Annotated in this window: 11 protein-coding genes; 7 read left to right on the forward strand and 4 right to left on the reverse strand. The window is 71.7% G+C overall.

The annotated features are described in order from the left end of the window. The first annotated feature begins 67 nt into the window (after positions 1-67). From HDC36_RS00270 to HDC36_RS00295, 6 genes are all read left to right on the forward strand, one after another. Positions 68-745, forward strand: coding sequence for a DsbA family oxidoreductase (locus HDC36_RS00270; RefSeq protein WP_179563689.1), 678 nt, complete (start codon positions 68-70; stop codon positions 743-745). Between the two features lie 149 nt (positions 746-894). After that, positions 895-1902: a beta-N-acetylhexosaminidase gene (nagZ, locus tag HDC36_RS00275; protein WP_179563690.1), complete on the forward strand. Its 1008-nt coding sequence runs from the start codon at positions 895-897 to the stop codon at positions 1900-1902. Next, on the forward strand, positions 1902-2456 hold the full coding sequence (locus tag HDC36_RS00280) for a hypoxanthine-guanine phosphoribosyltransferase (protein WP_179563691.1): 555 nt from the start codon (positions 1902-1904) through the stop codon (positions 2454-2456). Before nagZ ends, HDC36_RS00280 begins: the two co-directional genes overlap by 1 nt. A 68-nt stretch (positions 2457-2524) precedes the next feature. After that, positions 2525-3277 carry an S-methyl-5'-thioinosine phosphorylase gene (locus HDC36_RS00285; RefSeq protein WP_179565500.1) on the forward strand — a complete coding sequence of 251 codons (753 nt, stop codon included), beginning with the start codon at positions 2525-2527 and terminating at the stop codon, positions 3275-3277. A gap of 89 nt (positions 3278-3366) precedes the next feature. Further along, positions 3367-3573: a cold-shock protein gene (locus HDC36_RS00290; protein ID WP_003488188.1), complete on the forward strand. Its 207-nt coding sequence runs from the start codon at positions 3367-3369 to the stop codon at positions 3571-3573. Positions 3574-3670: 97 nt separating this feature from the next. Further along, positions 3671-4948 carry an NAD(P)/FAD-dependent oxidoreductase gene (locus HDC36_RS00295; protein ID WP_179563692.1) on the forward strand — a complete coding sequence of 426 codons (1278 nt, stop codon included), beginning with the start codon at positions 3671-3673 and terminating at the stop codon, positions 4946-4948. 177 nt (positions 4949-5125) lie between these two features. Here the strand turns inward: HDC36_RS00295 and pdeM are convergent, their stop codons facing one another. The 4 genes from pdeM to HDC36_RS00315 are packed head-to-tail and all read right to left on the reverse strand — an operon-like array spanning position 5126 to position 10896. Beyond that, positions 5126-5776, reverse strand: a complete 651-nt coding sequence (gene pdeM, locus HDC36_RS00300; RefSeq protein WP_179563693.1) for a ligase-associated DNA damage response endonuclease PdeM — start codon at positions 5774-5776, stop codon at positions 5126-5128. After that, a complete protein-coding gene (locus HDC36_RS00305; protein WP_179563694.1) occupies positions 5766-8306 on the reverse strand; it encodes a ligase-associated DNA damage response DEXH box helicase in 2541 nt (846 codons plus the stop codon). Before HDC36_RS00305 ends, pdeM begins: the two co-directional genes overlap by 11 nt. Then, positions 8303-9895 carry an ATP-dependent DNA ligase gene (locus HDC36_RS00310; protein WP_179563695.1) on the reverse strand — a complete coding sequence of 531 codons (1593 nt, stop codon included), beginning with the start codon at positions 9893-9895 and terminating at the stop codon, positions 8303-8305. The genes HDC36_RS00305 and HDC36_RS00310 overlap by 4 nt, the downstream gene beginning before the upstream one ends. Continuing rightward, the gene (locus tag HDC36_RS00315; protein WP_179563696.1) at positions 9892-10896 is read right to left on the reverse strand and encodes a ligase-associated DNA damage response exonuclease; all 1005 of its coding nucleotides are present in this window, start codon (positions 10894-10896) and stop codon (positions 9892-9894) included. The genes HDC36_RS00310 and HDC36_RS00315 overlap by 4 nt, the downstream gene beginning before the upstream one ends. A gap of 112 nt (positions 10897-11008) precedes the next feature. Between HDC36_RS00315 and HDC36_RS00320 the strand changes: the two genes are divergently transcribed. Beyond that, positions 11009-12649, forward strand: a complete 1641-nt coding sequence (locus tag HDC36_RS00320; RefSeq protein ID WP_179563697.1) for an acyl-CoA dehydrogenase family protein — start codon at positions 11009-11011, stop codon at positions 12647-12649. The last annotated feature ends 261 nt before the right edge of the window (positions 12650-12910 follow it).

Below are 12910 nucleotides of genomic sequence, written 5' to 3' on the forward strand. Positions count from 1 at the left end.
GAGTCAAGTGCGGCGATCAGGCTTATGCTTTTGCGAATCCCCATTCCCGAATCCCGAATCCCCGCTCATGCGCCTCGATATCTGGTCCGACGTGGTCTGCCCCTGGTGCTGGATCGGCAAGCGCCGGTTGCAGCAAGGCATCGCGGCGCTCGGCGCGGATGCGCCGGCGCTGGAGATCCACTGGCATCCGTACCTGCTCGATCCCGATGCCGGCACCGAGCCGGTGCCGTTGCGCAAGGCGTATGAAGCCAAGTTCGGCGGCGCCGCGCGCACCGAGCAGATCCTGGCGCAGACCCAGGCCACCGCGCGCGCCGAGGGGCTGCCGTTCGACTTCGACCGCGGCCAGGTGCGGGTGACCACGCTGCCGGCGCACCGGCTGCTGTGGCTGGCGGCGCGCGAAGGCGATGCCGAGGCGGTGGCCGAGGCGCTGTTCCACGCGCATTTCGCCGAAGGGCGCAACCTGGCCAAGACCAGCACGCTGCTCGCCGCCGGCGCCGCCGGCGGGCTGCCCGCGGCGCGGGTGCAGGCGCTGCTGGACGGCGACGAGGGCCTGGCCGAGATCCAGGCGCAGTTGCAGCAGGCGCAGGCGATGGGTATCCGCGCAGTGCCGACCTACGTCGTCGACGGCCGCCACGCGATCCAGGGAGCGCAGCCGCCGGAGGTGTTCGCCGCGACCCTGCGCGGTCTGCTGCCGCCGGCGCCGGATGCGGCGCAGGACTGCGGCCCCGACGGTTGCGCGGTGTAGGCCGGTCACACGAGCGCAACGTGGCGCAGCCACGGCGCGCCATCGGCACGTGCCGGCACCGCACGGCACTTGCGGCCTGTCGCCGGCGCCGGCATCTGCGACAATGCCGCCCAGGCGCGCTGAACAGCGCTGGCAGGAGAATCCCCCGCATGCTCGCGATCGGCGTCGCCGGTACCGAACTCACCGCCCAGGAACGCGACTGGCTGCAGCACGATGCCGTCGCCGGCGTGGTCCTGTTCAAGCGCAATTTCGCCTCCAGGGCGCAGCTGGTGGAGCTGACCGCGGCGATCCGCGCCGCGGCGCCGCGGCCGCAGCTGATCTGCGTGGACCAGGAAGGCGGCCGCGTGCAGCGCTTCCGCGAAGGCTATAGCGCCTTGCCGCCGCTGCACGGCTTCGGCGCGCTGTATGCGCGCGATCGCGATGCGGCGCTGGCGCTGGCCGGGCAGCATGCCTGGCTGATGGCCAGCGAGGTCCGCGCCAGCGGCGTGGACCTGAGTTTCGCCCCGGTGGTGGATCTGGCGCGCGGCAACCGCGCGATCGGCGACCGCGCCTTCAGCGACGATCCGCAGGTGGTGGCCGCGTTCACCGGCGCCTACGTGCGCGGCATGCACAGCGTCGGCATGGCCGCCACCCTCAAGCACTTTCCCGGCCACGGCACGGTGCTGGAAGACACCCACGTCGACAACGCCGTCGATCCGCGCCCGCTGCAGGAACTGCGCGAGCAGGACCTGGTGCCGTTCGCCGCCGGCATCGCCGCCGGCGCCGATGCGGTGATGATGGCGCACGTGGTCTACCCGCAGGTCGCGCCGGAACCGGCCGGCTATTCGCCGCGCTGGATCCAGCAGATCCTGCGCCAGGAACTGGGCTTCCGCGGCGTGGTGTTTTCCGACGACATCGGCATGGCCGCCTCGTTCGCCGCCGGCGGCGTCGCCGCGCGGGTGTCCGCGCACCTGGACGCCGGCTGCGACGTGGTCCTGGTCTGCCATCCCGAACTGGTCGAAGACTCGCTGCAGGCCGTGCGCGACCGCCCGCTCAATACCGCCGCGCTGCTCGGCCTGATCGGCCGCGGCGCCCTCGGCTGGGACGGGCTGCTCGCCGATGCCCGCTACGGCCACACCCAATCCCACCTGCTCGCAACCCTCGGAAAAACCGCCTGATGTCCACTCTCACCATCGCCCAGGCCCTGGCCCAGGCCGACCTGCTGGTCGATCGTCCGCACCTCGACCAGGCCATCGCGCGCATGGCCGACGCCATCGCCGCCGACTACCGCGGCGAGATCCCGGTCTACCTGACCATCATGCACGGCGCGCTGCCGTTCGCCGGGCAACTGGCGCTGGAACTGGGCGCGCGCGGCCAGGACCTGCAGCTGGATTACCTGCACGCCACCCGCTACCGCGGCGAGACCGTCGGCGGCGAACTGGTGTGGAAGCACCGCCCGGCCACCGCGCTGTACGGGCGCCGCGTGCTGCTGCTCGACGACATCCTCGACGAAGGGCTGACCCTGCTGGCGGTACGCCAGTGGTGCCTGGAACAGGGCGCCACCGACGTGCGCATCGCCGCGCTGACGGTCAAGCGCCACGATCGCCGCGTGGACGACGTCAACGCCGACTACGTGGGCGTGGAAGTGCCCGACCGCTACGTGTTCGGCTTCGGCATGGACGTCAACGAAGGCCTGCGCAACCTGCCGGCGATCTACGCGATGAAGGAATAGGCCGCGACGCCTTTTCCCATCGCGCGCCGGCCGTCGCGGCCGGCGTTCGCGCACGTTCTGATTCGAGGATCCGCATGGACAACATCGCACTGGCCGTGATCGGCGGCACCGGCGTCTACAAACTCGCACAACTGGACGACGTGGAGACCCGCCAGGTCGACACCCGCTACGGCAGTCCGTCCGGCCCGGTGCGCATCGGCACGCTGCTCGGTCACCGGGTCGCGTTCCTGGCCCGACACGGCGAGGGCCATTCGCTACCGCCGCACAAGATCAACTACCGCGCAAACCTTGCGGCACTGCAGCAAGTCGGCGCCACGCGGGTGCTCGCGCTCAACACCGTCGGCGGCATCGGCGAGCGCTTCGGCCCGCGCGTGCTGGCCTGCCCGGACCAGTTGATCGACTACACCTGGGGCCGCGTCTCCACGCTGAGCGAGGAGCCGGGCAGCGAGGTGCTGCACGTGGATTTCGGCCATCCGTATTCGCCGATGCTGCGCAGCAAGGTGCTGGCCGCCGCGCGCGTGACCGGCGCCGAGGTGGTCGATGGCGGCTGCTACGGCGCCACCCAGGGACCGCGGCTGGAAACGATTGCAGAGATCGCCCGGCTGCGCCGCGACGGCTGCGACCTGGTCGGCATGACCGGCATGCCGGAAGCGGGCCTGGCGCGCGAATTGGGCCTGGAATACGTGTGTCTGGCGATCGTGGCGAACTGGGCCGCGGGTTGCGGCGACGCACAGGAAATCACCCTGGCCGAGGTGCTGGCGAATGTGGAGGCGGCGTCGGCGGGGTTGCCGGAGCTGATCGGCGAACTGGCGCGCGGGTGATTGTCTTCGTTGCCCAAGCTTTGCATACTCCGCCGGTGCGGGCTGCCGCACAACCACCACCCATTCATTGCACAAGGTCTCGCATCACCATGCCGAACGGTACCGTCAAGTGGTTCAACGACGCCAAGGGATTTGGCTTTATTTCACCGGAAGACGGCAGCGCCGATGTATTCGCGCACTTCTCCGCGATCAATTCCAAGGGCTTCCGCAGCCTGCAGGAAGGACAGCGTGTCAGCTATGACGTGACCCAGGGTCCGAAGGGCGCGCAGGCCTCCAATATTACGCCTGTCGAGTAAATCGCTTGCTCGGCTGAGCTGTTTTTGAGCCCCGCTTCGGCGGGGTTTTTTATGGATGGCGATACCGCTGCGGTGTCGCCCGCAATCAGTGGATGCGATGAAGCAACGGATGCAGATCGGCATCGTCGGCTACGGCACGGCGGGCCAGGCCCTGGCGCTGCTGCTGGCGCACGACGGCCATCGGGTGCAGGTGTTCGAGCGCGCGCCGCAGCCGGGTCCGGTCGGCGCCGGGTTCCTGCTGCAGCCGACCGGGCTGCAGGTGCTGTGGCGGATCGGCCTGCTCGAGCAGGCGCTGGCGCATGGCGCGCCGGTGCGCCGCCTGTACGGCGAGACGCCGTGCGGCCGCGCGGTGATGGACATGCGCTACCGCGACCTGGACACGCGCCTGTTCGGGCTGGGCATGCAGCGCGGCGCGCTGTTCTCGCTGCTGGCGCAGGCATGGGACGGCTATGCCGAGCTGCAGCGCGACACGCGCATCGTCGCCATCGACGACGGCCTGCGCCGGGTGCAGGACCAGCACGGGCACTGGCATGGTCCGTTCGACCTGGTGATCGCCAGCGACGGTTCGGCCTCGGCGTTGCGCGCGCAGGTGCAGGGCACGCGCCTGGACCGGGTCTATCCGTGGGGCGCGCTGTGGTGCCTGTTGCCGCGCGGCGACTGGGCCTTCGCCGACGAACTGCGCCAGCGTTACGTGGCCGCGCGGAAGATGATCGGGCTGCTGCCGGTCGGTACCCGGCCGGACGATCCCGAGCCGCGCATGAGTTTCTTCTGGAGCCTGCCCACCGCCGATTTCGACGCCTGGCAGGCGCGCGGCATGGAGGCGTGGCTGGACGAGGTCGCGCAGCTGTGGCCACAGGCGCGCGAGCGCCTGGCGCAGGTGTGCGCACCGGCGCAGCTGGCGCGGGCCAGCTATCGCGATGCGGTGCAGCAGCGCTGGTACCGCGGCCGCCTGGTGCTGGCCGGCGATGCGGCGCATTCGATGAGCCCGCAGCTGGGGCAGGGCGTCAACATGGCGCTGATGGATGCGTGGGTGTTGAGCGAGAGCTTGCGCGAAGCCCCGGACCTGGACGCGGCGCTGGCACGCTACCAGGCGCAGCGCCATGCGCACGTGGCGGTGTACCAGTTCTGGAGCCGCTGGCTGACCCCGCTGTTCCAGTCCGAACGCGACCTGGTGGCGCGCGTGCGCGACCTCGGCATGCTGCCGGCCGGGCGCATGCCAGGCGGTCGCGGGCACATGCTGCGCGTGCTCAGCGGTACCCAGCACGGGTGGTTCGGCAAGCTGCCGCTGGAGCCTGGATTTCTGCAGGCGCTGGCGGAGACGGCGGCAGTGCCACGGATTGCGGCGGCGCAGGCGCAGGGCGAACAGGTGCAGTGAGCCAGCGCGTTCGTGCAGGTGGCGAACGACGTCGTTTCTGCGATCGGCCGGCCTGTTGCGATGCCGCGGCGCCAGCGCTTTTTGTGGGAGGGACTTCAGTCCCGACGCTTTACCGATAACGCGTCGGGACTGAAGTCCCTCCCACAGGGGGGGGGCTCGGCGTATCCGGGGGCCGCGCTATTTCATTGCCGCCGGCAACGCCAGCGTCGCGCCTTCGACGCAGACGACCATGCGTTCGCCCGGGTCCAGGATCGGCACCACGCCGGCGGTGAACTGCGAGAACGCGGGCAGCACCGTCATCCGGTCGCGCAGCCAGAACGCCGGCCAGCGTTGGCGCATGCCGGGCAGCTTCGCCAGCGGATGCAGGTGTCCGCACAGCACGTGCAGGTGCGGGTGCGGCACCGGATCGTGGCGCAGCGCGAACGGGCCGTCCTCGACCTGTTCGCCGAGCGGCGCGATGTCCAATCCGGCGCCGGCCAGTGCGCGGTCGTGGTTGCCGGCGATCGCGGCCACGCGCAACTGCGGATGCGCGGCGCGCCAGGCGTGCCAGTCGCGCTGCCAGGCGGCCGCGGGCGCGGCGCCGTGCAGCACGTCGCCGAGGATCCACAGGTCCTGCACCGCCTGCACCTGCACCAGCGCAGCGAGGCGTTGCAGGTCGAGCGCGGTGCCGCCACTGGGCAAGCCGATGCCGGCGCGGCGGAACACGTCGGCCTTGCCCAGGTGCAGGTCGGCGATCAGCAGCCGCCGGCGCGCCGGCCAGTACAGCGCGCGCTCGCCGAGCAGGATCATCGGCTCGCCCGCCAGGCGCCAGTCCAGTTCAGCGCGCATGGCGTTGTTCCAGCTGCGCGGCCGCGCGCATCACTCGCGCCTTCCAGTCCTCGGTGCTGAGCTGGCCGCGGATGCTCTCGGCCCACAGCGGAAACGACAGCGGCGTCAGGCTGCGCGGCGTGTACACGGCCAGTTCGCGCGCGGCGCAGTCGTGCAGGGTGGCGGCGAGCCGGGTCAGTTCCATCTCGCCCTGCAGCACTTCGCGTTCGGCCTGCGCCAGCAGCAGGTGCCCGGGATCGAAGCGGCTCAGCACGTCGTACAGCAGGCCGCTGGAGGCCTGCAGCTGGCGCAGGCTGCGCGGCGTGCCGCCGGGCAGGCTCGGCGGCAGCAGGCCGGACACGCGCGCGATCTCGCGGAACTGGCGCCGCGCCAGTTCGCCCAGGTTGAGGCTTTCGCGCAGGTCCTCGAACAGGCGGTCGGGGCTGAGCAGTTCGCGCAGCAGCGCTGCGTCGGTGGCCACTTCCTGCGCCGGCGACAGCACCAGCCCGTAGTCGTTGGCGGCGAAACTGAAAGTGTTGCGCTGGCGCCGGCCCCAGCGCAGCGCCAGCAGCGCGGCCAGGCCTTCGTGCACCTGACGCCCGGCGAACGGATAGACGAACACGTGGCGGCCATCGCGGGCGCGCACGCTCTCCACCAGCAGCCGCTGCGGCGACGGCAGCGCCGACAGCGCGCGCTGCAGGCCGAGCAGCGGCGCCAATGCGCGCAGTTCTTCCTCGCCGCGCGGCTCGGCGAAGACGGCTTCCACTTCATGCGCCAGCGCCGAGGACAGCGGCATGCGCCCGCCCATCCATTTCGGCACGCTGCCGTCGCCGCCCTTGGCCAGGCGCACGTAGGCGGTCATGTCCTCCAGCCGCACCAGCTCCAGCAGGCGCCCGGCGAACTGGAAGCGGTCGCCGCGGCGCAGGCGGCCGACGAACTGTTCTTCCACCACGCCGAGCCGGCCGCCGCGCAGGAAGCGCACCGCGACGCTGCCGTCGCTGGTGATGGTGCCGATCGACAGGCGATGGCGCAGCGCGATGCGGCGGTCGTGCACGCGGTACACGCCGTCCTCGTCGCGCACCACCTTGCGGTAGTCCGGGTACTGCGCCAGCGCGCGGCCGCCCTGCACGACGAACTCCAGCACCGCGGCCCAGGTCGGCGCATCGAGCGCGGCGAACGCGGCGCTGCCGCGCACTTCGGCGAACAGCGCGTCGGCGCGGAAGCCGCCGCCCAGCGCGCAGGTCACGCAATGCTGTGCCAGCACATCCAGCGACAGCCGCGGGGACGGGCGCGATTCGATGCGGCCGTGGGCGATGGCGCGGCGCGCGGCGGCGTACTCGACCAGCTCCAGCGCATGCGAGGGCACGCACAGCACGTGGCCGGCCTCGCCGGGGCGGTGCTTGGCGCGGCCGGCGCGCTGCAGCAGCCGCGCCACGCCCTTCGGACTGCCGATCTGCAGCACCTGGTCGACCGCGGGAAAATCCACGCCCAGGTCCAGGCTCGAGGTCGCGACCACGCAGCGCAGGCTGCCGTCGCGCAGGCCTTGCTCGGCGGCGCGGCGCAGCGCCGGGTCCAGCGAGCCGTGGTGCAGGGCCAGGCTCTGCGCGTCCTCGGGCCACACCGATTCCAGCGCCTGGTGCCACAGTTCGGCCTGCGCGCGGGTGTTGGTGAACAGCAGGCTGGTGCGCACCGCGAACAGTTTTTCCAGCACCCGCGGCAACTGCGCCAGGCCCAGGTGGCCGGCCCAGGGGAAGCGCTCGCCGCTGGCCGGGGTCAGCGTTTCCAGGGTCAGTGTGCGCGGCTTGACCCCGGCCACGATCGGCGCATCCGCCACGTGCGGCAGCAGCACGTCGCGCGCCTCGTCCAGATTGCCGAGCGTGGCCGACAGCCCCCAGGTGCGCAGCGCCGGCGCCCACGCGCGCAGCCGCGCCAGGCACAGCTGCAGCAGCACGCCGCGCTTGTTGCCGAGCAGCTCGTGCCATTCGTCGACGATCACGCAGCGCAGCGTCGCCAGCTGCGGCGCGGTGTCCGGATAGGACAGCAGCAGCGCCAGCGATTCGGGCGTGGTCACCAGCACGTCGAGCTTGCCGCTGCGCGCCAGGCGCTTGTCGCGCGCGCTGGCATCGCCGGTGCGCAGGCCGATCTGCCAGTCCAGGCCCAGCGCTTCCGCCGGTTCGCGCAACGCGCGCAAGGTGTCGGCGGCGAGCGCGCGCAGCGGGGTGATCCACAGCACTTTCAGGTCGCGCTGCGCCTGCCTGCGCGACCTCGATGCCGACGCGGTCTTGTCGGCAGCGGCTGCCTTCGCGCGGCGTGGCCGCTTGTCTGCCGCCGCCTGCAGCGCGGCCTGTTCGCGCAGGCCTTCCAGCAGCGGGCCGCCGAACGCGGCCAGCGTCTTGCCGCTGCCGGTGGGCGTGTGCAGCAGGCCCGAGCCGCCTTCCAGGTAGTGCCGCCACAGTGCGCGCTGGAATGGCAGCGGTTGCCAGCCTTGCGCGGCGAACCATGCGTACAGCGGCGCATCGGCCGGGCGCTTGCGCGCCTGCGCCGCGGTCATCGCGCCAGCGCCTGCAGCGTGGTCAGCCGGTCGGCCTCGGCGAACGGCTTGTCGTGGCGCCAGCGCAGGATGCGCGGGAACCGCACCGCGATGCCGGACTTGTGCCGGCTGCTCTTGTTCACCGCCTCGAAACCGAGTTCGAACACGTGGTACGGCGTCACCGCGCGCACCGGGCCGAAGCGTTCGGTGGTGTGCGCGCGGATCCAGCGGTCCAGCGCCAGGATCTCGCTGTCGTCCAGGCCCGAATACGCCTTGGCCACCGGCACCAGTTGCGCGCCGTCCCACAGTCCGAAGGTGTAGTCGGTGTACAGCGTGCTGCGGCGGCCGTGACCGGCCTGCGCGTACAGCAGCACCGCGTCGATGGTCAGCGGTTCGATCTTCCACTTCCACCAGTCGCCGCGGCGGCGCCCGGATTGGTAGGGCGACGCGGCGCGCTTGAGCATCAGCCCTTCCACGCCGCGCTCGCGCGAATCCTCGCGCAGCGTTGCGGCGTCTTCCCACGAGGCGGCCTGTACCTGCGGCGACAGCACGATGCGCGGATCGGCATGCGCAGCGAGCAAGGCCTGCAGCTGCGCGCGGCGCTGCGCCAGCGGCTGCTCGCGCAGGTCGATGCCGTCCAGCTCCAGCAGGTCGTAGGCGAGCACCCGCGCCGGCGTGTCGGCCAGCGTCTTGGCGCCGGGCTTGCGGCGCTGGATGCGGGTCTGCAGCGCGGTGAACGGCAACGGTGCGGTGTCGCCATCGCGCCAGCCCAGCAGTTCGCCGTCGATCACCGCATCGCGTGGCAGCGTGGCCGCGGCGGTCTCGATCTCGGGGAAGCGGCCGTCCAGGCGCTCCTCGCCGCGCGACCACAGCGCCGTCTCGCCGGCGCGGCGGATCAACTGCAGGCGGATGCCGTCCCACTTCCATTCCAGTTGCCAGTCGTCGATCGCGCCCAGCGTGGCCACGGCGTTTTCCAGCGGCGAGGCCAGGAAGAACGGGTAGGGCTGCTGGCGGTCGCTGGCCAGCACCTCGTGCGACAACAGGTCTTCCAGCGCGGCCGGGGTCGGCGACCACGCGCCGAGCATGCGCTGGGCGATGCGCGCGATGTCGATCCCCGACATCGCCGCCAGCGCCTGCTGCACCAGCCGCTGCGACACGCCCACGCGCAGCGCGCCGGTGAGCAGCTTGTTGAACAGCAGGCGTTCGTCGAACGCCAGGCTGCGCCAGCCGGCGCGCACCGCGGCGTGGCGCGCGGCTTCGTCCTGCGCGGCGACCGGCAACAGGCGTTCCTCGATCCAGTCGCGCAGCGGCGCCGGATCGGAGGCTGCGGCCGGATCGTCGAGCAGCAAGGTGAGGGTTTCGGCGAGGTCGCCGACGTGGTCGTAGCTGTCGTCGACCAGCCAGCCGGGCAGGCCGCTTTCCTGCGCGATCCACTCGCGCAGTTCGCGGGTATTGGCGATGCGCCGCAGTTTGCCGCCGCTCAGCAGCCAGATCGCCCATGCCGCGTCGGCCGGCGGAGCCTGTTCGAAATACGCGACCAGCGCGGCGCGCTTGTCCAGCGTCGCGGTGCTTTGGTCCAGCTGCCGGTACAGCGCGGCGAAGCGCTTCATTCCTCGGCACCGTAGTCGGTGCGGAACGCCTCGGCGGCGACGCCGCGTTCGTTCAAGGCGCGGATGATCGCGTCGGTGTTGCCGTGGGTGGCGATGACCCGTCGCGCGCCGGTTTCCTCGATGGTGCGCAGCAGGTCCGGCCAATCGGCATGGTCGGAGACCACGAAGCCGCGGTCGTAGTTGCGCCGGCGGCGGTTGCCGCGCAGCCGCATCCAGCCCGAGGCGAAGCCGAGCTGCGCATGGCGAAAGCGGCGCAGCCACGGGCTGCCTGCGGCCGACGGCGGCGCCAGCACCAGCTGCCCGGCGTAGTCGGCGCGCTTGTCCATGTCGGCCACCGGGTGCGTGTCCAGCATCGCGATGCCGGCGTCGCGGTACACCGCCACACCGGCGGCGACCGCGCCATGCAGCAGCGCCGGCTGGTCGTCCCACGGCTGCAGTTCGGCCAGCACCCGTTGCGCCTTGCCCAGCGCATAACAGAACAGCACCGCGGCCTCGCCGCGCGCGGCGCATTCGTGGCGCCAGGCGACGATCTCGCGCGCCACCGCGGCGGTGTCCGGCCAGCGGTATACCGGCAGGCCGAAGGTGGCCTCGGTGATGAAGGTGTCGCAGCGCACCACCTCGAACGCCGTGCAGGTCGGGTCGGGCTGGCGTTTGTAGTCGCCCGAGGCCACCCACACTTCGCCGTCCACGTCGATGCGCACCTGCGCCGAGCCGAGCACGTGCCCGGCCGGATGCAGCGACACCGTTGCTGCGCCCAGCGCGAAGCGTTCGCCGTAGTCGTAGGCCCGGTAGGCCTGGTCGCCGAGGCGCCAGCGCAGGATCGGCAGGCCGGCGGCGGCGCAGTGGTATTCGCCCATGCCGGCGCGCGCGTGGTCGCCGTGGCCATGGGTGATGACTGCGCGCGGCACCGGCCGCCAGGGATCAATGTGGAAGTCGCCGGCGGGGCAGTACAGCCCTTCCGGGCGCAGCACCACCAGGTCCTGGGAGGCGGGATTTGGCATGCCTGCCACTGTGTCCAACGCGGTGTGCAGGAGATGAGAATCCAGGCTGAGCGATTCACCGTGCGCGCACGAATCGGCCACAATGCGGGACGCGCTTCTGGGAGGAAGATGGATGCAACCGGACCGGCCCGCCTTCGCCACGCACGTGGTCGACAACCAACCGCCGCCGTTCGAGCCGCGCGATCTGTGGGCCGACGATGCGGTGCTGCGCGGCGCGGTCGCGCGCGAGGGCGGCGAGGCGTTCGCCGCGCAGCTGGCGCAGTACGGCGCGCTGGCCGGCGACACCCTGTACCGACTCGGCTTCGACGCCAATCGCGATCGCCCGCGGCTGCGCACGCACGACCGCTACGGCCACCGCATCGACACGGTCGACTTCCATCCGGCCTACCACCAGCTGCTGGATGCGGCCAAGACCCATGGCGTGGCCGGTCTGTCCTGGCACGTGCCGCGGCCGGGCGCGCACGTGGCGCGGGCGGCGCTGAGTTACCTGCATCACCAGGCCGAGGCCGGCACCAGCTGTCCGTTGACGATGACCCATGCCGCGGTCGCGGTGCTGCGCCAGGAACCGGCGCTGCGCGATTGGGCGCACAAGGCCGCCGCGCCGCACTACGACCCGCGCGACGTGCCGATCGCCGACAAGGCCGGCATCACCCTGGGCATGGGCATGACCGAGAAGCAGGGCGGCTCGGATGTGCGCAGCAACGCCACCGTCGCCACGCCGCTGGGCGCCGACGGCGCGTACGCGCTGGTCGGGCACAAGTGGTTCTTCTCCGCGCCGATGTCCGACGGCTTTCTGGTGCTGGCGCAGGCGCCGGGTGGGTTGAGTTGCTTCCTGCTGCCGCGGCGCCTGCCCGACGGCCGGCTCAACGCGCTGCGGCTGATGCGGTTGAAGGACAAGCTCGGCGACTGGTCGAACGCGTCCAGCGAAGTCGAATTCGCCGGCGCCTGGGCGCAGCGCATCGGCGCGGAAGGACGCGGCGTGGCGCGCATCATCGGCATGGTGATGCTGACCCGGCTGGACTGCATGCTCGCCGCCGCCGCGCAGATGCGCATGGCGCTGGCACAGGCGCTGCATCACGCGCGGCATCGCGTCGCGTTCGGCAAGCGCCTGATCGAGCAGCCGCTGATGCGCAACGTGCTCGCCGACCTGGCGCTCGAATCGGAGGCGGCCACCGCGTTCGCCATGCGCGTGGCGCGCGCGGTGGATGCGGCCGAACGCGATCCGGCCGCAGCCGCGTTCGCGCGCATCGCCACCGCGCTGGGCAAGTACTGGTTGTGCAAGCGCGCGCCGGCCTTCGTCAACGAAGCGCAGGAATGTCTTGGCGGTGCGGGCTATGTCGAGGAATCGATTTTGCCGCGGCTGTACCGGCAGGCGCCGCTGAATTCGATCTGGGAAGGCAGCGGCAACATCCAGTGCCTGGACGTGCTGCGTGCGCTGGCGCGCGAGCCGGCCAGCGCGGCGGCGCTGCTTGCAGAGTTGGAGACCGCGGCGGGTGCGAGCCCGGAGTACGACAAGGCGCTGGACGCGTTGCGCGCGCCGCTGGCCGGCAATGGCGAGGTGGACGAATACGCCGCGCGCCGCATCAGCGAACGCATCGCGCTGGCGTTGCAGGCTGCGCTGCTGTTGCGCAGCGCCAGCCCCGCTGCCGATGCGTTCGTGCGCAGTCGCCTGGCTGGCGCGCACGGGCTGGCGTTCGGGACGCTGGACGCGGATGTGCCGGTGGACGAGCTGTTGGCGCGGGTGTTGCCCTGACGGGTGGACAAGGCAGCGGGCGCCGGACCCTCACCCCATCCCCTCTCCCGGTGGGAGAGGGGCTAGTCGGCTGTTCCTTCTCCCATCGGGAGAAGGTGCCCCGAAGGGGCGGATGAGGGTGCGGGCGCAGCCCCGTGCGCCCGAACTCCGCGAGTCGCTTCGCGCCGGACCCTCACCCCAACCCCTCTCCCGATGGGAGAGGGGCTAGCGGCTGTTCCTTCTCCCCTCGGAAGAAGGTGCCCCGCAGGGGCGGATGAGGGT

This window comes from Xanthomonas sp. JAI131 (genome assembly GCF_013410075.1).
In the GTDB taxonomy this organism is placed as follows: Bacteria; Pseudomonadota; Gammaproteobacteria; order Xanthomonadales; family Xanthomonadaceae; genus Xanthomonas_A; species Xanthomonas_A bonasiae.

Bases quoted from the DNA above. Each gene is read 5' to 3' on its own strand.
- HDC36_RS00270 (WP_179563689.1), top strand. From the start codon at position 68: ATGCGCCTCGATATCTGGTCCGACGTGGTCTGCCCCTGGTGCTGGATC.
- nagZ (WP_179563690.1), top strand. From the start codon at position 895: ATGCTCGCGATCGGCGTCGCCGGTACCGAACTCACCGCCCAGGAACGC.
- HDC36_RS00280 (WP_179563691.1), top strand. From the start codon at position 1,902: ATGTCCACTCTCACCATCGCCCAGGCCCTGGCCCAGGCCGACCTGCTG.
- HDC36_RS00290 (WP_003488188.1), top strand. From the start codon at position 3,367: ATGCCGAACGGTACCGTCAAGTGGTTCAACGACGCCAAGGGATTTGGC.
- HDC36_RS00295 (WP_179563692.1), top strand. From the start codon at position 3,671: ATGAAGCAACGGATGCAGATCGGCATCGTCGGCTACGGCACGGCGGGC.
- pdeM (WP_179563693.1), bottom strand. From the start codon at position 5,776: ATGCGCGCTGAACTGGACTGGCGCCTGGCGGGCGAGCCGATGATCCTG.
- HDC36_RS00305 (WP_179563694.1), bottom strand. From the start codon at position 8,306: ATGACCGCGGCGCAGGCGCGCAAGCGCCCGGCCGATGCGCCGCTGTAC.
- HDC36_RS00310 (WP_179563695.1), bottom strand. From the start codon at position 9,895: ATGAAGCGCTTCGCCGCGCTGTACCGGCAGCTGGACCAAAGCACCGCG.
- HDC36_RS00315 (WP_179563696.1), bottom strand. From the start codon at position 10,896: ATGCCAAATCCCGCCTCCCAGGACCTGGTGGTGCTGCGCCCGGAAGGG.
- HDC36_RS00320 (WP_179563697.1), top strand. From the start codon at position 11,009: ATGCAACCGGACCGGCCCGCCTTCGCCACGCACGTGGTCGACAACCAA.